Source organism: Methylobacterium sp. Leaf104 (assembly GCF_001422885.1).
In the GTDB taxonomy this organism is placed as follows: Bacteria; Pseudomonadota; Alphaproteobacteria; order Rhizobiales; family Beijerinckiaceae; genus Methylobacterium.
Genome location: NZ_LMMZ01000002.1, coordinates 130,010 through 151,547 on the forward strand (window position 1 = coordinate 130,010; position 21,538 = coordinate 151,547).

The window sequence follows — 21,538 nt, forward strand, 5'->3', positions numbered from 1 at the left end:
GCCCGGAGGCGTCGGGGAGAGGGCCCATCCGTGCCGCAGTTTCACGCGCGAGGCAATCGCGGGAGCCGCCGCCCGCGGGACCGCGCCGCATTCACAGCGAGAACGAGGTTCCGCAGCCACAGGACGCCGTGGCCTGGGGATTCTCGATCTTGAAGGACTGCCCGATCAGGTCGTTCACGAAATCGATGGTCGAGCCGCTCATGTATTCCAGCGACATCGGATCGACCAGGACGGTGGCGCCGTCGCGCTCGATCGCGACGTCGTCGGCGGCCCGCGCCCGCTCGATGTCGAAGGCGTAGGAGAAGCCCGAGCAGCCGCCGCCGTTCACGCTGATCCGCAGGGAGGCGCCGGGCGGCTCGGCGCCCATGATCTCGTTGATGCGCTTGGCGGCGCGGGGCGTCAGGGTGATGTCGGCCATCGGGATGCTCTCGCGGGGTGCTCTCGAGATCCGCCGGCCGTCCCGGCCGGTCGCGGGCCGGGGCGGCGTTGGAACAACTGTTATGGGATACAAGATATGCCCGGGGACCCGATGCTGCAACGCGACGGGGCGTCGGGGACGGGGCCGAGGCGCCGGAACTTCGCGGCAGCGAGACTTCGGGGCAGTGAGACTTGGGGGGCAGCGAGACGTGATGCAGGCGGATGAGACGGGGCGCGGCCCGGCGGCCCGGCGGCCCGGCGAGCGCTGGCGCGCGCCCTATGCCACCGATCCGGCGGCCACCCGCGGGCGCCTGATCCCGGAGGCGATCTCGCCCACGCGCAGCGACTTCCAGCGCGACCGCGACCGCATCATCCATTCCTCGGCCTTCCGGCGCCTCAAGCACAAGACCCAGGTCTTCGTCCATCACGAGGGCGACCATTACCGGACCCGGCTGACCCACACCCTGGAGGTGAGCCAGATCGCCCGGGCGCTGGCTCGGGCGCTGGGCCTCGACGAGGACCTCGCCGAGGCCCTGGCCCTGAGCCACGACCTCGGCCACACCTGCTTCGGGCATACGGGGGAGGACACCCTGGACGCCTGCATGGCGGCCCATGGCGGCTTCGACCACAATGCCCAGGCCCTGCGCATCGTCACCCGGCTGGAGCGGCGCTACGCCGGCTTCGACGGGCTCAACCTCGCCTGGGAGACCCTGGAGGGCCTCGTCAAGCACAACGGGCCGCTTCTGGAGCCGGACGGGCGCCCGACCCGGCGCTGGACAGGCCGCGGCATCCCGGCCGCGATCCTCGAATACAACGCGCTCAACGACCTCGAACTCGCCCGCTTCGCCGGGCCGGAGGCGCAGGCCGCGGCGCTCGCCGACGACATCGCCTATGACAGCCACGACCTCGATGACGGCCTGCGCGCCGGCCTGTTCGATCTCGCCGACCTCGCCGCGGTGCCGTTCCTGCGCGGCCTCCTCGACGAGATCGACCACCTCTACCCGAACCTGGAGCCGTCCCGAAAGATCCACGAGCTGGCGCGGCGCGTCATCACCCGCTTCGTGGAGGACGTGATCGCGGAGAGCACCCGGCGCCTCGCCGCCCTGAATCCGGGCTCGGTGGCCGACATCCGGGCGGCGCGGGCGCCCGTCATCGCCTTCTCCGAGGCGATCGCGCGGGCGGATGCGGAGATCAAGACCTTCCTGTTCGCCCGCATGTACCGCCATCCCGGCGTGCTCGCGGTGCGGGCCAAGGCCAACGTCATCGTGTCCGACCTGTTCGCCCGGTTCACGGCGGAGCCGGGCGCGATGCCGGCGGAATGGTCGGCGGGCCTGGAGGGGGCGGAGGCGGGACGCGTCGCCCGCCGGGTCGCCGACTACATCGCGGGCATGACCGACACCTACGCGGCGCTGGCGCACAAGCGCCTGTTCGCGACCACGCCGGACCTGCACTGGAGCCCGGGCAGCCGCAGCCTGCCCCTCACCGAGCCGTAGGACGGCCGTCAGGGTCGCGAAGACCTCAGAGGGTGAGGCCCTCGTGGAACAGGTCGGGGGAGATCGGCAGCATGAAGTGCACGCCGATGCCGCCCTCGAAATGGCGCACCACCCGGCCGGGGGTGCGCCCGACCATCAGGCTCATGCCGATCGCCGGGGTGCTCGTGGTGGTGAGCGCCACGCCCGACATCGAGATGTCGATGATGCGGGCCGAGACCTCGCGCCCGCTCTCCAGGCGCAGGACGACGCCCGTGACCAGCGGGGTCAGGCGCTCGTGCGTGCGGCCCTCGGGCAGGCCCAGGCTCTCGCGGTTGGCGAGCCAGGTCAGCTGCGAGGCGATCTTGTCGCGCTTGCGCGGCGTCGCGCTGAGCCGGACGGCGAATCCCCCAGGCATCAGGCGGGCGATGGTGCCCTCGATCCGGCCGACATGTTCGAGGTAGAGCACCACCCGCTCGCCGATCTCGCCCATGACGGCGCAGGTGAGGCGGACCCCGCCCGGCGACATGTCGACGGTCTGGCACGGATATTCACGCCGATCGGCCAGCATGTAGCGCCCCAGCATCGAGACCTTGACGCGGTGGTGCCGGCGCAGGTCCGAGATCCGGACGTCGCGGGACAGCCTCGCGGGCGGACGGGTGGCGACCTCGATCATGGGGGCGGGGCGACTCGTTTCGAGGCTTCACTGCCCCCGAGGCTACCGGTTGCTGGTTACGAAAGGTTTGCCCGTGGCGCGCGAACGCCCGATCAGGCGCGTCCGCCGGGATGGACGAGGAGATGGCCGCGCCGGAGCGGGGCGCTGTCGTTGGCGGGCTCGGGCAGGTCCTGCAGGGTGGCCCGGGCATCCCGGTGGGACGGGGCCGCCTCGTGGCCGAGGATGCGCAGGGAGGTCGTCCGGATCTGCGTCAGGGGCCGGATGCCGAGCCAGTGCGGCACGCAGGTCGGGCTGAGGGCGCCGAGGATGCGGGACTGCGTCTCGCCGTGGTGGCGCAGGGGCAGCAGCAGGAGTTCGAGGTCGATGCTCTCGCCGCGCTCCGTGAACCCCTGCAGGCCGGCCACGACCCCGACCGTGTCGAGGGCCACGGCCTCGACCAGCAGCCAGGGATCGGCGTCGGGCCGCCCCCAGAGGCCGGCGAAGTCCCGCCCCTTCAGCTCGCGCCCGAACAGGGCGCAGACATGGGTCCCGGCCAGGCGCACCGAGGCCGCGCCCCGCGCCATGTCGACCTCGAGGATCAGGCTGTCGGCGAGCAGGTTCCGGATCTCCCCGGGCTCGATCTCGCTGCGCTCCGGCGCGGCGCGGGCATGCCGCAGCTTGTCCCAATAGGCGTGGAGCAGGCGGCTGGTCGGATGCTTCATGGGAGTCCCACAATGGCACGGTCCGGCGAGGGACCTTCTCGGATCGGGCGCTTCCGGGGCGGTTCTGGGCCGCTCCCGAAGTCTCTGCCTGGCTCTGCGCAGAGCTTATGCCGACCACCCTCGCCGCGCCCCCTTAACCCTTCGTCAAGGTTAACGGGCGTCGGGAGTTGTCCACCGCCAAGTTTGGGCAGGCCGCCTCCGCGGGAGGCCGGGCGGAGCGCGGCGATTGTTCACGCGGCGCGGCTTTCCGGCACCGCGGGGCTTGCGGCCCCGCATCCCGCCCCGACATGGTGGCCCCATGGATGCCAGCCCCGACCTGCCGCCGCAGAACCGCGTTCCGATCTTCAACATGCCGGGCGTGGTCACCGCGTCGATCGGGGTGCTGGTGGGCATCCACGCCCTGCGCGCGTTCGTGCTGCCGGACACCTGGGACATCGCCGCCCTGATCGACCTCGCCCTGATCCCCGGGCGCTGGAGCGTGGCCGTCGACCCCGCCCGGGCGGAGGAGCTGCTGCGGGCGGCCGCGGCCCTGGCGGGCGACCCCGATGTCGTCGAGGCCCGGCAGGCCTTCGCCCGCTACGTGGTGGCCGACCCCGCCGCGATGCCCTGGACCTTCGCGAGCTACGCGCTGCTGCACGGCTCGTGGATGCACGTGATCTTCAACACCGTCTGGCTCGCCGCCTTCGGTTCGCCGGTGGCCCGGCGCTACGGCCCCTGGCGCTACGGCCTGATCGCCCTGGTCGGCGCGGTGGCGGGCGGCATCCTCCACGTCGTCCTCGACCCCCTGAGCACCGCGCCCCTGATCGGGGCGTCGGCAGGCGTCTCGGCCCTGATGGCGGCCGCGGCGCGCTTCGTGTTCCAGCCGCCGCCCGCCTATGCCGGCGGTCCGCCCTGGCAGCGCCCGGCCCCGGTCCCGCTCCAGACCATCCCGGAGCTGATGCGCAACCGCACCGTGGTGGTGTTCCTGGGCATCTGGCTGGTCACGAACTTCCTGTTCGGCGTCATCGCCCTGCCGCTGGGAGCCGAGGCGACCTCGGTGGCCTGGGACGCGCATCTCGGCGGCTTCGTCGCGGGCTTCTTCCTGCTGCCGCTGATCGACCGCAGCCGGCGCTGACGGCGGGCCGGGGCCGCCCGCCAAGGGACTGAATTATTCTGCATTGTTCGCGGCCGGTCCCGGCGGGATCTTGCCATATGCGCGCGCGCGCCACACAATCGCCGCAGACCGAGCCGGGCACCCCGCCGCGACTGGCCAAGCCCGGCCGCCCCATCCCAGGGGTGACCAGAGGGAAAGGACACGTCCATGACCGTTGCTCGCATCCTCGCCGAGAAGGGCCGCTCCGTCGTCACGGTGGAGCCGCAGCGCACCCTCGACGAGGCCATCCACCTCCTGGCCGAGAAGCGCATCGGCGCCGTCGTCGTCAGCGATGCGGACGGGGCGGTGCGCGGCATCCTCTCCGAGCGCGACATCATGCGGGCGCTCGCCGGCAAGGGCGCCAACGCCCTCGACGCCCTGGTCTCCGAGCACATGACCACCGAGGTGACCACCTGCACCCGGGCCTGCAGCATCGAGGAGGTGATGCACCTCATGACCGAGGGCCGCTTCCGCCACGTGCCCGTGGTCGAGGAGGGCCGGCTGGCCGGGCTCATCTCCATCGGCGACGTGGTCAAGCGGCGGATCGAGGCCGTCGAGGCCGAGCACCAGGCGATGCGCGACTACATCACCATGGCTTGAACCTCGGGCCTGGTCGCCGAGGGACGATCCGGCTGCGCCGCCGCCGGGGTCAGGTCCGGGCGGCGGCCGCCGCCACGAGGGCGCGGATCTGCGGCAGGGCGGCCCGCGCCGCCTCGCGGCCGAGGGCGATCCCCTCGGCCGCCCGATGGAACTCGAACAGGCCCATCCCGGCCAGGCGCGGCACGATCGCGATGTCGGGCGGGTCGCCGGCCAGGCGCGCCCGCGAGATCCGGTCCTGCGTGATGTTGAAGGCGTCGAGCATCACCCGGGCCATGCCGGGGGTGGCGAGGCCGTTCGCGCGCTCGGGCTCGGCGGGACGGGCGCCCGGACGGCGCAGGATCCAGCGCCGGGGCCGGCGGGGCGCGGGGAGCACCGCTTCGGCCGTGACCCGCGCGGGCGACGCCTCCCGCATGCCGGGCCGCGGGTCGCCGTTGAGGTTGACGCAGATCACGAGGTCGGCCCCCAGCGCCCGCGCGATCGTCACCGGCACCGGGTTGACCAGGGTGCCGTCGAGGAGGAGCCGGCCGTCGCAGCGCACCGGCGGGAAGATGCCCGGCAGGGCGTAGGAGGCGCGCAGGGCCTCCACCAGGCAGCCCCGGGTGAGCCAGACCTCCTCGCCGCTCTCGAGGTCGGTGGCGACGCTGGCGAAGCGGATCGGCAGGCCCTCGATGCGGCGGTCGGCCAGATCGTGCTGGAGACGCCGCCTCAGGCGGTCGCCGGCGATGAGGCCGGAGCGGAGCCGCAGGTCCAGGAGGCCCATCACGCTGCGCCGGGTCAGCGACAGGGCGAAGGCCTTGAGCAGGCCGAGCTGGCCCGCCGCGTAGCAGCCGCCCACCACCGCGCCGATGGAGCAGCCCGCCACCACGGCCGGGTGGATGCCGGCTTCCTCCAGCACCTCGATCACCCCGATCTGCGACCAGCCCCGGGCCGAGCCGCCGCCGAGCGCGAGGCCGATGCGGGGCGCCGGCGCCGGGGACGCCGCCACGGGCTCGACGGCGCCGGCGGGAAAGCGCGCGCGCACGGGCGACACCTGCCGGACCTCGGCCTGGGCGGGCCCCGGGGCCAGGCGGTCCCACATCATCGGCACGGGTCGCAGGAAGACGGGATACAGGCGCCGTAGTGCGGCCGGACCGGCCCCGGACGGGTCCGCAGCGCGCCGGGATCAGGCATCGGCGGGCCGCAGAATGGCCCGGCCGGTCGCCGGATCGTGATCGACGCGGCGATAGAAGCAGGCGCGCCGGCCGGTGTGGCAGCAGCCGCCATCGCCGCCGACGGCGACGCGGATCAGCACGGCGTCCTGGTCGCAATCGACCCGCATCTCGACGACGCGCTGGACCTGCCCGCTGGTGGCGCCCTTGTGCCAGAGCTCGCCGCGGGAGCGCGACCAGTACCAGGCCTCGCCGGTCTCCAGGGTGCGGGCCAGCGATTCGGCATTCATGTGGGCGAGCATCAGCACCTGCCCGTCGGTGGCGTCGACGGCGATGCAGGAGACGAGGCCGTTGGCGTCGAAGCGGGGGGTGAAGGCGGCCCCCTCCTCGATCTCGGCCCGGCTGCCGGGCTCCCGGAAGGCGCTCGTCATCGCGGGCCGGCTCAGGACTTGTTGCGCACGAGGGTGAGGAAGCGGACCTGCTCGTTGGCGTCGTTGCGGAAGGCGCCGCGGAACTGGGTGGTGATGGTGGAGACGCCGGCCTTCTGCACGCCGCGCATCGCCATGCAGAGGTGCTCGGCCTCGACCATCACGGCGATGCCGCGCGGCCTGAGGATGCTCTCGATCACGTCGGCGATCTGCGCCGTCATGGTCTCCTGGGTCTGCAGGCGGCGGGCGAAGGTGTCGACCACCCGGGCGAGCTTCGAGAGGCCGACCACGCCCTTGGTCGGATAGTAGGCGATGTGCGCCAGACCCATGAAGGGCACCATGTGGTGCTCGCAATGCGAGTAGAACGGGATGTCGCGCACCAGCACGATGTCCGAGTAGCCCTCGACCTCCTCGAAGACCCGCTCGAGGAGCGCGTCGGCATCCTGACCGTAGCCGCCGAAGATCTGGCCGTAGGCCTTCGCCACCCGGGCCGGCGTGTCGCGCAGGCCCTCGCGGTTCGGGTCGTCGCCGGCCCAGCGCAGGAGCGTGCGCACGGCGGCCTCGGCCTCCTCGCGGCTCGGGCGGCCGGTGGCGATCGCGTCCGGCACGCGCTGCGCGGAGGCGGGCAAGGGAGCGATCTCGGGGGCGATCTCGGGCGCGGGCGCCTCGGGGACGCGCGCATTGTCGTTGCGCATGGTGCTGAGGGCGCCGTTCTGGCGGGTGGGTTCCATCCCGGATTCCTCCGTCTCGGTCAGGCGGTAGGAAAGGGACTTGAGCGCGGCATCCATGGCATCTTCCGCACGGGCGATCCGGGTCGTCATCGGGTGGCTGTCAGGCTTTGCGTACATCGTCGAACCATGAGGCCGTCGGGTGAGGGCGGCCGATGCCCGGACGGTGCCGTCTGCCGTGGCGCGACCCTGGCCGTGGGCGCGACCCGGGTCGACGAGCCGCCTCCTCGCGAAACGGTGCGTGGGGGCCTATATCGTCGTTATCGCGCCGTCGCGCAATGCGGCCTGCGCGGATCAGACCTCCGGGATCGGAAGCCGGCTTCGCGCCGGTGGAACGGCAAGGGGCCGGGTGGAACGGCAAGGGGCCGGGTGGAACGGCAAGGTCCGCTGAAACGACATGGCCTGCTGAAACGACTAGGCCCGCTGGAACGACAAGAGGATCGAACGTCCATGCTCGACGACATCTACAACCGTCGCATCCTCGAACTGGCCGCCGACATCCCGCGTCTCGGCCGCCTGGCCGCCCCGGATGCCAGCGCCACCGCGCATTCGAAGCTCTGCGGCTCCACCGTCACGGTGGATCTGACGGTGCGGGACGGCACGGTCACCGACTTCGCCCACGAGGTGAAGGCCTGCGCGCTGGGCCAGGCCGCGTCGTCCCTGATGGCGCGCCACGTGGTCGGTGCCAGCGCCGGGGACCTGCGCGAGGTCCGCGCCGCGATGCGGCGGATGCTCAAGGAGAACGGTCCCGCGCCGGCGGGCGCCTGGGCGGACCTCGCCGTGCTGGAGCCCGTGCGCGATTTCAAGGCCCGCCACGCCTCGACGCTCCTGACCTTCGACGCGGTGGTGGACGCCCTCGACCGCGTCGAGGCCGGGGCGGTGGCGGCCGAGTAGGTTGCCGCTCCGCCGCCTCGCCCACGGGGCGATCCGGGGCTACCAGCTCACCCTGTCGGGCCTGATCGGCCGCCAGTGCCGGCACTGGCCCTCGTGCTCGACCTATACGGACGAGGCGATCCAGCGGCACGGGCTCTGGGCCGGGAGTTGGATCGGGTTCGCCCGCATCTGCCGCTGCGGCCCCTTCGGCACCCACGGCATCGACCTCGTGCCGGAGCCGCTGCCCGCGCGCGCCGCCTGGTTCACGCCCTGGCGCTACGGCCGCTGGCGCGGCGTGAACGCGCCGCCCTCGCCGTTCGCCTGCGAGGCGGTGGGGGACGGGGAGGGGACCGTCCCTAGACCGGCGCCGCCGTGATCCACTTCAGGAACACCAGCGTCCCCGTCACCGTGAGTGCGCCGCCGATGCGGGTGGCGATCTGGGCGAAGGGCATCAGCGCCATCCGGTTGGCGGCGGTGAGGATCGCCACGTCGCCGGTGCCGCCCTGGCCGCTGTGGCAGGCGTTCACGATGGCGGTCTCGATCGGATACATGCCGAGCCGGCGCCCGACCAGATAGCCCGTCGTCATCAGGGTGACGACGGTGGCCATGATGGTGATCAGGTTCGGCAGGGTGAAGGCCGCCACCAGCTTGTCCCAGGGAGTGAGCGAGACGCCGATGGCGAAGAGCAGCGGGTAGGTCATGCCCACCTGCACGAACTTGTAGACGATGAAGCCGCCGGCCTGGAGCCGGGGCGAGACCGCGCTGGCGAGCTTGGCCAGGACCGCCAGGAACAGCATCGCCACGGGGGCGGGCAGGCCGGTGAGGTGGTGGCACATCACGCCCAGCAGGTAGAGCGTCACCGCCGTGAGGCCGGCCGCCGCCACCGTGGCGGCGTCGATCGGGCCGGTCTCCACCGGCGCGCCCGCCTCCATGTCGTTCTCGGTGTCGGGCTGCAGGCGGCCCTCGCCGGTCAGGTGCGGCTTGCGCTTGCCCACCCAATTCAGGGTGCCGGCCAGGATGATCGCCGTGAGGCTGCCCAGCATCACCGGCGGCAGCACCTGGGCGAAGACGTCGCCCTGCGGCAGGCCGAGGATGCTGCCGTAGCCGATGGAGAGGGGAATCGCGCCCTCGCCGACGCCGCCGGCCATGATCGGCACCACGATGAAGAAGAACGTGTGGTGGGCCCCCAGCCCGAGGAGCGTGCCCACTAGGGTGCCGACGCAGCCCGCCGCCAGGGAGCCGAGGCCGAGGGGGACGAAGATCTTGAGGAAGCCCTTGATCAGCACCGCCCGGTCCATGCCCAGGATGCTGCCGACGATGATCGCCGCGATGTAGAGGTAGAGGAAGTTGGTGAACTTGGTGAAGTCCGTGATCGCCTTGACGATCGGCCCCGGGATCAGGGCGTAATAGACCAGCGCCGAGGGGATGAAGGTGGCGAAGATCGCCCCCGCCCCGATCTGGCGCAGGACCGGCAGGCGCTTGCCGATCTCCGCGCAGGTGAAGCCGCCGAGCACCAGCACGGCGATCATCGTCGGCGCGTCGGCCTTGATCTCGCCCTCCGCGGTCAGCACCCAGATCAGCGCCACCAGGATCAGGTAGACCGGCAGCGGGATGATGCCGATCTGGATGTCGACGAGGCGCCACCAGCCCTGCGGCCAGAAGCGCCGCGTCCCGGCCTGTCCCCCCGGCAGGTGGGCCGTCGTGGTGATGGCGACGCCTTCGGGGTGCGCCGTCGGTACGGGGCTCGGCATGAACGTGTCTCCCGGCGAAAGCCCTGTCTGCCCCGCGGGGCCGGCTTCTCTCTGATTTTTGGATTTTTTCCTGGTCTCGACCGTGCGGCACGGAAGGCCATCGACGAGCATCAGTCGGGTCGGGCCGGCCTTGTCAATTGATCGGCCGGCACGGGCCGCAATGGTGATTGAGGATCACTTGCGATTGTCAGCAACCCGGGGCGGGACCGCCGGGCCGGCGATCCCCGGCCGTCCCGCACGCCGCCCCGCTCGGAATTCGCGTTCCTTCCCGATGCGAATGGGTCTAAACGGCCCGGCGCGGCGCCGCATCGCGGCCGCCCCGATCACGACCCGCTCGAACCGCCCCCCGCTTACCTGCCGCGTACGCAGGAGTGAGCCTCCAAGGAGCCCCGGCCATGCCGATCCTGACCTTCCCCGACGGCAACACCCGCAGCTACGACGCCGCGATCACCGGCCGTGCCGTCGTCGAGGGCATCGCCAAGTCCCTTGCCAAGCGCACCGTCGCCATGGCCCTCGACGGCACCGTGCGCGACCTCGACGACACGATCGCGCAGGACGCCCGCATCGAGTTCCTCGACCGCGCCGACCCGCGCAGCCTCGAGCTGATCCGGCACGACTGCGCCCACGTTCTGGCGGAGGCGGTGCAGGCCCTGTGGCCGGGCACGCAGGTCACCATCGGCCCGGTGATCGAGAACGGATTCTATTACGACTTCGCCCGGGACGAGCCCTTCACCCCGGAGGACTTCCCGAAGATCGAGGCGAAGATGCGCGAGCTCATCGCGCGCGACGCGCCCTTCACCAAGGAGGTCTGGAAGCGGGACGACATCCGGGCGCTCTTCGCCGAGAAGGGCGAGGCCTACAAGGTCGAGCTCGTGGACGCGATCCCGTCCGGCGAGGACCTCAAGGTCTACCGCCAGGGCGACTGGTTCGACCTCTGCCGCGGCCCGCACATGACCTCGACCGGCAAGGTCGGCACCGCCTTCAAGCTGATGAAGGTGGCGGGCGCCTACTGGCGCGGCGATTCCAACAACCCGATGCTGACCCGCATCTACGGCACCGCCTGGGCCTCGAAGGAGGATCTCGACGCCTACCTGCACCGCCTGGAGGAGGCCGAGCGCCGCGACCACCGGCGCCTCGGCCGGGAGATGGACCTGTTCCACTTCCAGGAGGAGGGGCCGGGCGTCGTGTTCTGGCACGCCAAGGGCTGGACGGTGTTCCAGGAGCTGATCGCCTACATGCGCCGGCGCCTGCGGGGCGACTACCAGGAGGTCAACGCCCCCCAGATCCTCGACAAGGCCCTGTGGGAGACCTCCGGCCACTGGGGCTGGTACCGCGAGAACATGTTCGCGGCCCAGAGCGCCGGCGACGAGGCCGAGGACAAGCGCTGGTTCGCGCTCAAGCCCATGAACTGCCCCGGCCACGTGATGATCTTCAAGCACGGCCTGAAGTCCTACCGCGACCTGCCCCTGCGCATGGCCGAGTTCGGCGTGGTCCACCGCTACGAGCCCTCGGGCGCCATGCACGGCCTGATGCGGGTGCGCGGCTTCACCCAGGACGACGCGCACATCTTCTGCACCGAGGACCAGCTCGCCGACGAGTGCCTGAAGATCAACGACCTGATCCTCTCCACCTACGCCGATTTCGGCTTCGGCGAGATCGTGGTGAAGCTCTCGACCCGCCCCGAGAAGCGGGTCGGCTCGGACGCCCTCTGGGACCATGCCGAGGACGTCATGACCCGGGTGCTGGCCCAGATCGAGGAGCAGTCCGGCGGCCGGATCAAGACCGCGATCAACCCGGGGGAGGGCGCCTTCTACGGGCCCAAATTCGAGTACGTGCTGCGCGACGCCATCGGGCGCGACTGGCAATGCGGCACGACGCAGGTCGACTTCAACCTGCCGGAGCGCTTCGGCGCGTTCTACGTCGATGCCGAGAGCGGCAAGAAGCCGCCGGTGATGGTCCACCGCGCCATCTGCGGCTCGCTGGAGCGCTTCACCGGGATCCTGATCGAGCACTTCGCCGGGCATTTCCCGCTCTGGCTGGCGCCGGTGCAGGTGGTGGTCGCCACCATCACGGGCGATGCCGACCCCTATGCCCGCGAGGTGGTCGCCGCCGCGACGCGCCTCGGCCTGCGGGTCGAGGCGGACCTGCGCAACGAAAAGATCAACTACAAGGTCCGCGAGCACTCGCTCGCCAAGGTGCCGGTGATGCTGGTCGTCGGCCGCAAGGAGGGCGAGGAGCGCACCGTCTCGGTGCGGCGCCTCGGCAGCCAGCACACCCGCACCGGCGGCCTCGACGAGACCCTGGCCGCCCTGGTGGCGGAGGCGACCGCGCCGGACCGCATCCGGGCGGATGCGGTGGTCGAGACCGTGCCGAGCGAGAACGTCGCCCTCGACGGCCGGCACGGCGAGGCGCCGACGCCGTAGGGCCGCGCATCCCGCCCCGGGGACGGGGCGGGGCGGCCTCGGCCGGCCGTCGCTCACCCGGCCTTGGCGATGACTTCGACGTCGCGGTTCAGGCCGCTCTCGACCTTGAACTCGCGGGTGTAGACCTGCCCGTCGTGCCGGGCGATCAGCACGTAGTCGCCCTCCGCCAGGGTCACCTGCGGGAAGGCGCCGATGGCCTCGCGGATGGTGTCGCCGCCCGGCGTCAGTACCGAGAAGGCGGTGCCGGCGAAGGCCTCCGCCCCTTCCGCGGCGACGAGCTTCAGGGTCAGGGTGGCGGCGCGGTGGTTGAGGGTGGCGTCCGTGACCTTGCCGTTCTCCACCTTCAGGTCCGCGCGCTGGATCGCGTTCGAGCCGCCATAGGTCGAGACCACGTGGTAGGTGCCCTCGGGCAGGCGCAGGAGCTCGCCCGCCTTGACGCCGCTGCGCACGAGGCGCCCCTCCGAATTCGTCCCGATCGGCACGAAGACCGAGAAGGCGAGCTGGTCGGCGCTGAGCTTCACGTCGCCGATGGCGCCCGAGAGCTTGAGCGCCCCGGCATTGACCTTGAGCTGCTCGGAGGCCGGCTGGCCCGCCAGGGCGACGCGGCGCGAGGCGCTGGCGAAGCCGTAGGTCACGGTGGCCACGTAAGAGCCCGGCGCCAGGGTGAAGCTCGGCTCGGCCGCCTCGGAGCGGGCCACGATGGCGGGCTTCGTCCCGTCCGTGCGGTCCTCGTAGATGCGCCAGGCGAGCCCGGAGCGCAGTGGCTTGTCGCCCCCGGCGAACACCGCCGAGAGGGTGAGGGCCGCGCTCGCCGTGCTGGGCAGCGGCGGCACCGAGGGGTCCGACATCGAGGGGGCGGGCATGGCCGGCGAAGGCATGGACGGCGAAGGCATGGCCGGGGAGGGGAGGTTGGGCCCGATCCGGTTGTGGAAGGCGTTGCCGTCCTGCGCCGCGGCGGTCCCGGGATGGCGCACGAGGAGGAGGGCGCAGCCCAGCAAGACCGATCCGTACCCTGCTTGCGCCATCCCGCACCTCCCAATCCCGACCGGCCAATCCCGACCGGGGCGTCCCGCCGGCGTTGCCAATCCGCCGCCGACGCGCCATGTCACGCGGGGCTGCCGCGCCCGGTGCCCGCCCTCTGGAACCGGACCATGGCGGCGGCAAGGCCGCGCCCGTCCCGGGGGCCATCGTCCGCGGCCCGCTCTCTCCCGCCCGATCCTGCTCCAGGGATGCCATGAACGCCACCCTCGATCTCCTGCGCACCCGCCGCTCGGTTCCGCCCCTCCGCCTGGAAGGGCCCGGCCCGGACGCGGCCGAGCTCGACGCGATCCTGACCATCGCCTCGCGGGTGCCGGACCACGGCAAGCTGGCGCCCTGGCGCTTCCTGGTGATCGCGGGCGAGGCCCGCACCCGGATCGGCGGCGCCATCGCGGCGGCCTACGCCGCCGACCATCCGGAGGCCGACGCCGCCCGCCTGGATCTCGAGCGCAACCGCCTCGCCCTGGCGCCCCTGGTGGTGGCGGTGGTGTCGCGGGCCGGGCCGCACATCAAGATCCCGGAATGGGAGCAGGTGCTCTCGGCCGGCGCCGTGGCGATGAACCTCGTGGTGGCGGCCAACGCCGCGGGCTACGCCACCGCCTGGCTCACCGAGTGGTTCGCCTACGATTCCCGCATCCTCGACGTGCTCGGCCTCGACCCCAGCGAGCGGCTGGCCGGCTTCATCCATGTCGGGCGCGCGCAGGAGGTGCCGCCCGACCGGCCCCGCCCGGCGCTGGCCGACATCGTCACCCGGCTCTGAGGGGCAGGCCATGCATTACGACGCCGAAACCAAGGGCCTGCCGCACAACCCGCTGAAGGCCCTCGTGGCCCCGCGCCCGATCGGCTGGATCAGCGCGATGAACCGCGACGGCGCGGTGAACCTCGCGCCCTATTCCTACTTCAACGCGGTCGCGTCCGGTCCCGACATGGTCATGTTCTCCTCGGCCGGGCGCAAGGACGCCATGAGCTTCGCCGAGGAGGGGGCTGAGTTCGTCTGCAACTTCGCCACCTACGATTTGCGCGAGGCGGTGAACGCCACCTCGGCGCCCCTGCCCCGGGGGACGAGCGAGTTCGCCCATGCCGGCCTGACCCCGGCGCCCTCGCGAAAGGTGCGCCCGCCCCGGGTCGCGGAATCGCCGGCCGCGCTCGAGTGCAAGTGGCTGCAGACCGTGCCGCTGACGCCGCTCGACGGCAGCGACGCCTCGCACTTCCTGGTGATCGGGCAGGTGGTCTCGATCTACATCGACGACCGCTTCATCCGCGACGGCCTCGTCGACACCGGCGCCATGCGGCCGATCCTGCGCGGCGGCTACTTCGACTACTTCACCGCCGAACCCGAGACCCGGTTCGAGCTGCGCCGCCCGCCCGGCGGGGGCGGCTAGGCCACCCGGCGTCGCCCCAGCCTCTCTGCGATGGCGATGCCGCCGATGACCAGGGCCAGCGCGAGGCCCTCGTGCCAGCGGAAGGGCTCGCCCACCAGCAGGATGGCGAGGCCGGCCCCGAAGATCGGCACCAGGTTGACGAAGAGGCCGGCCCGGTTCGGACCGATCAGCTCGACGCCGCGCAGGAAGGCGAGCTGCGCGATGAGCGAGGGCCCGAGCGCCACGAAGATCACGATGGCCCAGCCCTTGGCCGTCGGCCAGATCGTGTGGCCCAGCGCCCATTCGGCGTAGAGCGGCGGCAGGGAGGTCACGAGGGCCGAGAGCGCCACGGCGGCGAAGAAGCTCAGGCCCGAGACCTTGGGGCGGCGCGCGAGCGCCACGGTGTAGCCGGCATAGAGCAGGCAGGCGACCAGCATCAGCACGTCGCCCCGGTTGAAGGCGAAGGTCGCCAGCACCCGCCAGTCGCCGTGGGTCGCCGCCACCACGGCGCCCGCGAGAGTCACGGCCACGCCCAGCACCTGCGCGCCCGTCACCGCCACCCGGTTGACGAGATAGTTGATCAGGATGACGAGGACCGGGATCGACCCCTGGAACAGGGCGATGTTGATGCCGCTGGTGAACAGACCGGCGGCGTAGAACAGGCTGGCGTAGAGGGTGTAGCCGCAGGCCCCCATCAGCAGCACGTAGACCCAGTGGCGCTTCAGACGGTCCCACTCCGCCACGAGGCCCGCCCGCGCCGGCAGCGCCAGGGCGAGGCAGGCGAAGGCCCAGCGCAGGCAGGTGAGCACCTGGGGCGAGACCTCGCCCGCCGCCCACTTGCTCGCCACCACGTTGCCGCCCCAGAGCAGCATCGTGAACACGAGCAGCGGGTAGGCCGCGGCCGCCGGCTCGGCCGCGCGTCCGGCGGGCGTCTCCGGGACGCGCATGGGCGGATCTCCCTGGGGCTCTGGCCGGGCTCGCGGCCGGCGATCGGGGCGGGATAGCCCGCCGCGCCGCGCGGGAACAGGCCGCCCGGCGCAACGCCCCCATCGAAAACGGCGCCCCCCCCCCGGGACCGCGCCCATCCCCCGGTATCGATCCGCCCCCGGGTATCGATCGGCGCGCCGATTCCCTATGCCGGTGGACACGGTTATGCCGGCCCGGAACGCGCCGGCGACACGGCCGCGGCAGGGGAGGGCGAGACATCCGGTGACGTGGCGATCCCTCCTCCTCGTCGGCCTCGCGGTGGCCGGCCTCGGCGGCCTCGCCGCCTCGCCCCGGGGCGCCGCCCTCCTCGGCGAGCTGCGCGCGCGCCTCGAGGCCCTCCAGGCCCGACCCGGGGCGGCCAAGCCCGCGCACCTGCCGGCCCAGCGCACCGCCGTGGAGGAGGGCCGCACCGTGGTGCGCCTCTCGGCCGCCGAGCGCGCCCGCATCGGCATCGTCACCGAGGCCCGGCTCCTCGCCGACCATCGGGAGGAGCTGCAGGCCTATGGCAGCGTCCTCGACCTCGCCCGGGTCACCGACCTGACCAACGCCTATGCCAGCGCCCGGGCCGCCCTCCAGACCGCCCAGGCCCGCGCCGAGGTCTCGCGCAGCGCCCTGCAGCGGGCGAGGTCGCTCGGGCAATACGCCACCACCGTCCAGCTCGAGACCGCGGGAGGCACCGCCCAGACCGACCAGGCGGCCCTGGCGGCGGCGGAATCGCAGGTGCGCACCCTCTCGGCCACCGCCCAGCAGGAATGGGGGCCGGTGGTCGGCCGGGCCATCGTCGAGCGCTCGGCCACCGTCACCCGGCTGATCGAGCGGACCGACTTCCTGGTGCAGGTCACCCTGCCGCCGGGGGAGGGCCTGAAGGGGCCGCCGGCGGCGGCCTTCGCCGAGGTGCCGCCCCAGAGCGCGCGGGTCGCCCTGACCTACGTCTCCCCCGCCACCCGCACGGATCCGCGCATCCAGGGCCTGAGCTTCTTCTACACCGTGCCGGGCGACAGCGGCTTCCTGCCCGGCATGAGCATGCTGGCCTTCCTGGCGGCCGACCGCAGCGTCACCGGCCTCAGCGTGCCCGAGGACGCGGTGGTGCACTGGCAGGGAGCGGCCTGGATCTACCGGGCGGTGGGACCCGACGCCTTCGCCCGCCACCGGCTGAAGGCCGACCCGCCGATGTCGGCCGACGCCTACGTGGTGGAGGACCTGCCCGGCGGCACCGAGATCGTGCTCGCGGGGGCACAGGCGCTCCTCTCCGAGGAGATGAAGAGCCAGCTGCAGGTCTCGGGCGGCGTCGATGACGATTGAGGCGAAGGGACCAGAGGCGAAGGGACCAGAGGCGAAGGGGCACGGGGCGAAGGGACCCGGGGCGAAGGGATCCCCGTCCCAGGGCCATGGCGGTCCGCAGGCGGCGCTGGTCGCCTTCGCGGTGCGCTTCCGCGGCATCGTCCTGGCGCTCAGCCTGGCGCTCGCCGGCTACGGCTTCGTGGTGCTGGCCGACGCCCAGTACGACGTCTTCCCGGAATTCGCGCCGCCCTCCGTGGTGATCCAGACCGAGGCCCCGGGCCTCAACCCGGAACAGGTCGAGGTGCTGGTGACCCAGCCCGTGGAGGTGGCGGTCAACGGGCTGCCCGGGGTGGTCTCGCTGCGGTCGAGCTCGATCCAGGGCCTGTCGGTGATCACCGTCACCTTCGGGGCGGGCAGCGACATCTACCGGGTGCGCCAGCTCGTCACCGAGCGGCTGACGGCGCTGGCCGGCCGCCTGCCGCAAGGGGTGCTGCCGCCGGCGATGACGGCGCTGACCTCCGCCACCAGCACGGTGCTGCTGGTCGGCCTGACCACGCAGAGCCGCTCGGACATGGACCTGCGCACCCTGGCGGACTGGACGGTCCGCCTGCGCCTCCTCGCCGTGCCGGGCATCGCCCAGGTCTCGGTCTATGGCGGCGCGGTGCGCTCGCTGCAGGTGCAGATCCGCCCCAACGACCTCGTGCGCTTCAACATCGGCGTCAACGACGTGCTGGCCGCCGCGCGCAAGGCCACCGGCGTGCGCGGGGCCGGCTTCGTCGACACGCCCAACCAGCGCATCGCCCTCCAGACCGACGGCCAGTCGCTCAGCCCCGAGGCGGTCTCGCGCACGGTGCTGATCAACGAGGGCGGGGCCAGCGTGACCCTGGCGGACGTCGCCACCGTGGTCGCCACCGGCGAGCCGGCGATCGGCGCCGCCCTGGTGGACGGCCGGCCCGGCGTGCTCCTCATGGTGGGCGCCCAGTACGGCGCCAACACCCGCGCGGTCACCGCCCGGGTCGAGGCGGCCCTGGAGGACCTGCGCCCGGCCCTGGAGCGCGAGGGCGTGAGCCTGCATGCCGACCTGTTCCGGCCGGCCAACTTCATCGCCATCGCCAACGGCAACGTGCTGCAGGCCCTCGGGCTCGGCGGCATCCTGGTGGTCGTGGTGCTGTTCGTCTTCCTCTACGACTGGCGCACCGCCGTGATCTCGGCGCTCGCGATCCCGCTCTCGCTCATCGCCGCCGTGGTGGCGCTCCAGGCGCTGGGCGAGAGCCTCAACACCATGACCCTGGGCGGCCTCGCCATCGCCATCGGCGAGGTGGTGGACGACGCGGTGATCGGCGTCGAGAACGTGGTCCGGCGCCTGCGCGAGAACCGCCGCCTCGGCGGCCCGCGGCCCGAGGGGAGGGTGGTCCTCGACGCCATCCTGGAGGTGCGCACGGCCGTCGCCTACGCCACCATCGCGGTGCTGCTGGTGTTCCTCCCCGTCCTCGCCCTGTCGGGCATCGCCGGCCGGCTGTTCGGCCCCCTGAGCCTCGCCTACATCCTCGCCGTGGTGGCCTCGCTGGCCGTCGCCCTCACGGTGACCCCTGCCCTGGCGATGTGGCTGCTCACCGGCCGGCGCGAGGCCTCGACCCTGGACCCGCCGGTGATGCGCGCCGCCCGCCGCCACTACGCCCGGCTCCTGACCCGGATCGACCGCGCCCCGCGCCTCGTCATGGCCTGCGGCCTCCTCGTCACCCTCCTGGGGGCCGCCGTGGTCCCGTTCTTCGGCTCGACCTTCCTGCCCGACCTCAAGGAGGGCCACCTGATCCTGCACATGGCGGCCGCGCCCGGCACCGCGCTGCAGGAATCGATGCGGCTCGGCACCCGCATCACCGCCGAACTGAAGGCGATCCCCGGCATCCGGGCGGTCGCCTCCCAGATCGGCCGGGCCGAGGCCGGCCAGGACACCGCCGGCACCCATTACAGCGAGATCCACATCGACCTGGAGCCCGGCCTCGACGGGGCGGGGCAGGGGGCGGCGGAGGCCCGGATCCGGGCCGTGATGGCGGGCTTCCCCGGGGCCGCCTTCTCCCTCAAGACCTTCCTCACCGAGCGCATCGAGGAGACCGTGTCGGGCTTCACCGCGCCGGTGGTGATCAACGTCTTCGGCACCGATCTCGGCGCCATCGAGACCGCCGCCCGGGACATCGCCCGGGAGCTCGCCGAGGTGCGGGGCGCCGTGGACATTCAACAGAGCTCCCCGGCGGGTCTGCCCCAGGTCAATGTGGGCCTGAGGCCCAACGACCTGCGCCACTGGGGCCTCTCGGCCATCGAGGTGATGGAGGTGGTGCGCACCGCCTACCAGGGCGACATCGTCGGCCAGACCTATGCGGGCAACGCGGTGTTCAACGTCCTCGTCATCCTCGATTCCGCCACCCGCGGCCGGCTCTCGGCCCTGAGCGACCTGCCCCTGCGCGGCTCGGGCGGCCGGGTGGTGCGCCTCGCGCAGGTGGCGGACATCTACGAGACCTCCAGCCGCTACCAGGTCCAGCACGAGGGCGCGCAGCGGGTCCAGGCGGTCACCGCCAACGTGACCGGCCGCGACGTCGCCGGCTTCGTGGCCGATGCCAAGCGCAAGATCGCCCGCGAGGTCGCCCTGCCTCCCGGCACCTATGTCGGCTTCGCCGGCTCGGCCGAGGCGCAGGCCCGGGCCCGGCGCGACCTCCTGGTCTATTCGGGGCTGGCCGGCCTCGGCATCGTGCTGCTGCTGGCCATCGTGACGGGGAGCCCGCGCAACCTGATGCTGGTCCTGGTCAACCTGCCCTTCGCCTTCGTGGGCGGCGTGCTGGCGGTCTTCGCCACCGGCGCCGTGCTGTCGCTGGGCTCGATCGTCGGCTTCGTGACCCTGTTCGGGATCAGCTTGCGCAACACCATCATGATGATCGCCCATTACGAGCACCTCGTGGTGGCGGAGGGGCAGGCCTGGGACCGGGACACCGCCATTCTGGGGGCCGCCGACCGCATGGTGCCGATCCTGATGACCTCCCTGGTCACCGGCCTCGGCCTCCTGCCCCTCGCCCTCGGGGCCGGCGAGCCCGGCCGCGAGATCGAGGGGCCGATGGCCATCGTGATCCTCGGCGGCCTCGCCACCTCGACGGTGCTCAACCTCCTGATCCTGCCGACCCTGGCCCTGCGCTTCGCGCGCTTCGCGGCGCCGCAGGGCAGGGCGCTCGAACCGGTGACCTGAGGCGCCCTCGCCCCACGGCATCCGGCGTCCCGGACGGCAGGCATACCCCCGGAGAGCAATCCTGGCCCGGAAGCCGGTCCGACGGCCGCCCCGGCCCCCGGTTCGGCCCCCGAAACGCCGTTCGCATAAGATATATTATGGAACCTAGGGCCGTGGATCAGGGGCAGGGGACCCGTGCTCACGAACGGTTCACCCATTCCCGTCACGGCGTATTCATGCAATCTCCACACCGCCGATTCACGCAACCGACAGTTCCCGGGCACGGAACGGCCACCGTTGGTGCTAAACCGCTGGCGGATGTCACAATTCCTCCCCATAATACATGATACCGGGCGCCGTCCGAGCGGATGCCCGTCCGAATCGATCCTCTCCAAAGCGAACGCGATGCCGATTTTTGCGCGCCCCTCCGCAGCCTTGAGCCTGGCCATGCTGGCCCTCGGATCCGCCTCGCTCGCCGTCGGCCTGCCGGCCCGGGCGCAGGCCGAGCCGCAGCGGACCGCCCTGGTGCAGCAGCCCCAGGCCGCCGCGGCGGAGCCTTCGGCCCGACCGGTCGTCCGGACGGCGATCCCGCGCCGGGCCCTCGCCCGCCTTCCCCGCCTCGCCGGCCTCATCGCCCAGGGCCAGGCCATCCGCATCGTGGCCTTCGGCTCGTCCTCGACCGAGGGCTCCGGCGCCTCCTCGCCGGCCACCACCTACCCGGCCCAGCTCCAGCGCGACCTCGCGGCCCGGCTGAGCGTGATGGGTGCGGAGCATTCCTCCGTCACGGTGCTGAACCGCGGCAAGGGCGGCGACGATTCCGAGGCCATGGCCCGGCGGCTGGAGCACGACGTGCTCGCCGACAAGCCGGACCTCGTGATCTGGCAGACCGGCAGCAACGACCCGATGAGCGGCGTCAGCGTCGAGCGCTTCGCCGAGCTCACCCGGGCCGGCATCCTCGCCATGCGGGCCACCGGGGCCGACGTGGTCCTGATGGACCAGCAATGGTGCAAGAAGCTCTCGACCACCGACGGGGCCGAGGCCTACGGGGCCGCCCTGCACGCCATCGCCACCGAGCTCAACGTGCCGGTGATCCGCCGCAACGCGATGATGCGGGCCTGGGCCGCGCAGGGGCTGCTGACCCCGACCCAGATGATCGGCCCCGACGGGCTGCACATGACCGATGCCGGCTACGACCGCCTGGCCCGGGCCGCCACCGCGCAGCTCCTGGCCAATGCGGGCCTGCCGCAGGATTCCGGCACCCAGAACTGAGGCCGGACCGGGGAGGCGGCCGGACCGCCCTCCTCCGCGCGCCGC

At 72.5% G+C, this 21,538-nt stretch carries 20 protein-coding genes; 11 read left to right on the plus strand and 9 right to left on the minus strand.

Features of this window, described 5'->3' with window-relative positions:
- Positions 1-91 precede the first annotated feature (91 nt).
- Positions 92-418: an iron-sulfur cluster insertion protein ErpA gene (gene erpA, locus ASF49_RS04515; RefSeq protein WP_056349834.1), complete on the minus strand. Its 327-nt coding sequence runs from the start codon at positions 416-418 to the stop codon at positions 92-94.
- A gap of 211 nt (positions 419-629) precedes the next feature.
- Between erpA and ASF49_RS04520 the strand changes: the two genes are divergently transcribed.
- On the plus strand, positions 630-1,910 hold the full coding sequence (locus tag ASF49_RS04520; protein WP_056468430.1) for a deoxyguanosinetriphosphate triphosphohydrolase: 1,281 nt from the start codon (positions 630-632) through the stop codon (positions 1,908-1,910).
- Positions 1,911-1,935: 25 nt separating this feature from the next.
- Here ASF49_RS04520 and ASF49_RS04525 read toward each other — a convergent pair whose 3' ends face one another.
- On the minus strand, positions 1,936-2,562 hold the full coding sequence (locus ASF49_RS04525; protein ID WP_056468432.1) for a PilZ domain-containing protein: 627 nt from the start codon (positions 2,560-2,562) through the stop codon (positions 1,936-1,938).
- A gap of 92 nt (positions 2,563-2,654) precedes the next feature.
- Complete coding sequence (locus ASF49_RS04530) at positions 2,655-3,263, minus strand: PAS domain-containing protein (protein WP_056468434.1); 609 nt, start codon at positions 3,261-3,263, stop codon at positions 2,655-2,657.
- A gap of 298 nt (positions 3,264-3,561) precedes the next feature.
- Here ASF49_RS04530 and ASF49_RS04535 point away from each other — a divergent pair, with 298 nt between their 5' ends.
- Positions 3,562-4,377: a rhomboid family intramembrane serine protease gene (locus ASF49_RS04535; RefSeq protein WP_056468437.1), complete on the plus strand. Its 816-nt coding sequence runs from the start codon at positions 3,562-3,564 to the stop codon at positions 4,375-4,377.
- A gap of 186 nt (positions 4,378-4,563) precedes the next feature.
- A complete protein-coding gene (locus tag ASF49_RS04540) occupies positions 4,564-4,995 on the plus strand; it encodes a CBS domain-containing protein (protein WP_056468442.1) in 432 nt (143 codons plus the stop codon).
- A gap of 49 nt (positions 4,996-5,044) precedes the next feature.
- On the opposite strand, the gene ASF49_RS04545 is transcribed toward ASF49_RS04540, so the two are convergent.
- The 3 genes from ASF49_RS04545 to folE form a co-directional block, all read right to left on the minus strand.
- A complete protein-coding gene (locus ASF49_RS04545) occupies positions 5,045-6,076 on the minus strand; it encodes a patatin-like phospholipase family protein (protein ID WP_082510851.1) in 1,032 nt (343 codons plus the stop codon).
- Between the two features lie 81 nt (positions 6,077-6,157).
- On the minus strand, positions 6,158-6,574 hold the full coding sequence (gene hisI, locus ASF49_RS04550; protein WP_056468445.1) for a phosphoribosyl-AMP cyclohydrolase: 417 nt from the start codon (positions 6,572-6,574) through the stop codon (positions 6,158-6,160).
- A gap of 11 nt (positions 6,575-6,585) precedes the next feature.
- The gene (gene folE, locus ASF49_RS04555) at positions 6,586-7,419 is read right to left on the minus strand and encodes a GTP cyclohydrolase I FolE (RefSeq protein ID WP_056468448.1); all 834 of its coding nucleotides are present in this window, start codon (positions 7,417-7,419) and stop codon (positions 6,586-6,588) included.
- 330 nt (positions 7,420-7,749) lie between these two features.
- Between folE and ASF49_RS04560 the strand changes: the two genes are divergently transcribed.
- Positions 7,750-8,193, plus strand: coding sequence for an iron-sulfur cluster assembly scaffold protein (locus ASF49_RS04560; RefSeq protein ID WP_056468450.1), 444 nt, complete (start codon positions 7,750-7,752; stop codon positions 8,191-8,193).
- A 1-nt stretch (position 8,194) separates the two neighbouring features.
- Positions 8,195-8,548 (plus strand): membrane protein insertion efficiency factor YidD, encoded by a 354-nt coding sequence (gene yidD, locus ASF49_RS04565; protein ID WP_056468454.1) that lies wholly within the window; start codon positions 8,195-8,197, stop codon positions 8,546-8,548.
- On the opposite strand, the gene ASF49_RS04570 is transcribed toward yidD, so the two are convergent.
- The gene (locus tag ASF49_RS04570; protein WP_082510852.1) at positions 8,529-9,923 is read right to left on the minus strand and encodes a 2-hydroxycarboxylate transporter family protein; all 1,395 of its coding nucleotides are present in this window, start codon (positions 9,921-9,923) and stop codon (positions 8,529-8,531) included. The two genes, yidD and ASF49_RS04570, sit on opposite strands and share 20 nt — an antisense overlap.
- Before the next feature lie 395 nt (positions 9,924-10,318).
- Here ASF49_RS04570 and thrS point away from each other — a divergent pair, with 395 nt between their 5' ends.
- A complete protein-coding gene (gene thrS, locus ASF49_RS04575) occupies positions 10,319-12,346 on the plus strand; it encodes a threonine--tRNA ligase (protein ID WP_056468457.1) in 2,028 nt (675 codons plus the stop codon).
- A 53-nt stretch (positions 12,347-12,399) separates the two neighbouring features.
- Here the strand turns inward: thrS and ASF49_RS04580 are convergent, their stop codons facing one another.
- A complete protein-coding gene (locus tag ASF49_RS04580; protein WP_156652853.1) occupies positions 12,400-13,371 on the minus strand; it encodes a hypothetical protein in 972 nt (323 codons plus the stop codon).
- Positions 13,372-13,580: 209 nt separating this feature from the next.
- Between ASF49_RS04580 and ASF49_RS04585 the strand changes: the two genes are divergently transcribed.
- Together ASF49_RS04585 and ASF49_RS04590 are read left to right on the plus strand one after the other, a co-directional pair.
- Positions 13,581-14,144, plus strand: a complete 564-nt coding sequence (locus ASF49_RS04585; protein WP_056468460.1) for a nitroreductase family protein — start codon at positions 13,581-13,583, stop codon at positions 14,142-14,144.
- Positions 14,145-14,154: 10 nt separating this feature from the next.
- Positions 14,155-14,766, plus strand: a complete 612-nt coding sequence (locus tag ASF49_RS04590; RefSeq protein WP_056468463.1) for a flavin reductase family protein — start codon at positions 14,155-14,157, stop codon at positions 14,764-14,766.
- On the opposite strand, the gene ASF49_RS04595 is transcribed toward ASF49_RS04590, so the two are convergent.
- Entirely contained in the window at positions 14,763-15,692 is a 930-nt protein-coding gene (locus ASF49_RS04595) for a DMT family transporter (RefSeq protein WP_056468466.1), read from the minus strand. The genes ASF49_RS04590 and ASF49_RS04595 overlap by 4 nt on opposite strands.
- 262 nt (positions 15,693-15,954) lie before the next feature.
- Here ASF49_RS04595 and ASF49_RS04600 point away from each other — a divergent pair, with 262 nt between their 5' ends.
- The 3 genes from ASF49_RS04600 to ASF49_RS04610 all read left to right on the plus strand — a co-directional run bounded on the left by ASF49_RS04600 (position 15,955) and on the right by ASF49_RS04610 (position 21,493).
- Positions 15,955-17,034: an efflux RND transporter periplasmic adaptor subunit gene (locus tag ASF49_RS04600; protein WP_056468469.1), complete on the plus strand. Its 1,080-nt coding sequence runs from the start codon at positions 15,955-15,957 to the stop codon at positions 17,032-17,034.
- On the plus strand, positions 17,024-20,245 hold the full coding sequence (locus tag ASF49_RS04605) for an efflux RND transporter permease subunit (RefSeq protein WP_082510853.1): 3,222 nt from the start codon (positions 17,024-17,026) through the stop codon (positions 20,243-20,245). Before ASF49_RS04600 ends, ASF49_RS04605 begins: the two co-directional genes overlap by 11 nt.
- A 426-nt stretch (positions 20,246-20,671) precedes the next feature.
- The gene (locus tag ASF49_RS04610) at positions 20,672-21,493 is read left to right on the plus strand and encodes an SGNH/GDSL hydrolase family protein (RefSeq protein ID WP_082510855.1); all 822 of its coding nucleotides are present in this window, start codon (positions 20,672-20,674) and stop codon (positions 21,491-21,493) included.
- Positions 21,494-21,538 lie beyond the last annotated feature (45 nt).

What these genes read in the sequence shown, in the direction of transcription:
- ASF49_RS04605 (WP_082510853.1), top strand. Translation starts at nt 17,024, where the DNA reads ATGACGATTGAGGCGAAGGGACCAGAGGCGAAGGGACCAGAGGCGAAG.
- folE (WP_056468448.1), bottom strand. Translation starts at nt 7,419, where the DNA reads ATGTACGCAAAGCCTGACAGCCACCCGATGACGACCCGGATCGCCCGT.
- ASF49_RS04540 (WP_056468442.1), top strand. Translation starts at nt 4,564, where the DNA reads ATGACCGTTGCTCGCATCCTCGCCGAGAAGGGCCGCTCCGTCGTCACG.
- ASF49_RS04570 (WP_082510852.1), bottom strand. Translation starts at nt 9,923, where the DNA reads ATGCCGAGCCCCGTACCGACGGCGCACCCCGAAGGCGTCGCCATCACC.
- ASF49_RS04595 (WP_056468466.1), bottom strand. Translation starts at nt 15,692, where the DNA reads ATGCGCGTCCCGGAGACGCCCGCCGGACGCGCGGCCGAGCCGGCGGCC.
- ASF49_RS04535 (WP_056468437.1), top strand. Translation starts at nt 3,562, where the DNA reads ATGGATGCCAGCCCCGACCTGCCGCCGCAGAACCGCGTTCCGATCTTC.
- erpA (WP_056349834.1), bottom strand. Translation starts at nt 418, where the DNA reads ATGGCCGACATCACCCTGACGCCCCGCGCCGCCAAGCGCATCAACGAG.
- ASF49_RS04545 (WP_082510851.1), bottom strand. Translation starts at nt 6,076, where the DNA reads ATGATGTGGGACCGCCTGGCCCCGGGGCCCGCCCAGGCCGAGGTCCGG.
- ASF49_RS04585 (WP_056468460.1), top strand. Translation starts at nt 13,581, where the DNA reads ATGAACGCCACCCTCGATCTCCTGCGCACCCGCCGCTCGGTTCCGCCC.
- ASF49_RS04590 (WP_056468463.1), top strand. Translation starts at nt 14,155, where the DNA reads ATGCATTACGACGCCGAAACCAAGGGCCTGCCGCACAACCCGCTGAAG.
- ASF49_RS04560 (WP_056468450.1), top strand. Translation starts at nt 7,750, where the DNA reads ATGCTCGACGACATCTACAACCGTCGCATCCTCGAACTGGCCGCCGAC.
- ASF49_RS04525 (WP_056468432.1), bottom strand. Translation starts at nt 2,562, where the DNA reads ATGATCGAGGTCGCCACCCGTCCGCCCGCGAGGCTGTCCCGCGACGTC.
- ASF49_RS04520 (WP_056468430.1), top strand. Translation starts at nt 630, where the DNA reads ATGCAGGCGGATGAGACGGGGCGCGGCCCGGCGGCCCGGCGGCCCGGC.
- ASF49_RS04610 (WP_082510855.1), top strand. Translation starts at nt 20,672, where the DNA reads ATGCTGGCCCTCGGATCCGCCTCGCTCGCCGTCGGCCTGCCGGCCCGG.
- hisI (WP_056468445.1), bottom strand. Translation starts at nt 6,574, where the DNA reads ATGACGAGCGCCTTCCGGGAGCCCGGCAGCCGGGCCGAGATCGAGGAG.
- ASF49_RS04530 (WP_056468434.1), bottom strand. Translation starts at nt 3,263, where the DNA reads ATGAAGCATCCGACCAGCCGCCTGCTCCACGCCTATTGGGACAAGCTG.
- ASF49_RS04580 (WP_156652853.1), bottom strand. Translation starts at nt 13,371, where the DNA reads ATGGCGCAAGCAGGGTACGGATCGGTCTTGCTGGGCTGCGCCCTCCTC.
- thrS (WP_056468457.1), top strand. Translation starts at nt 10,319, where the DNA reads ATGCCGATCCTGACCTTCCCCGACGGCAACACCCGCAGCTACGACGCC.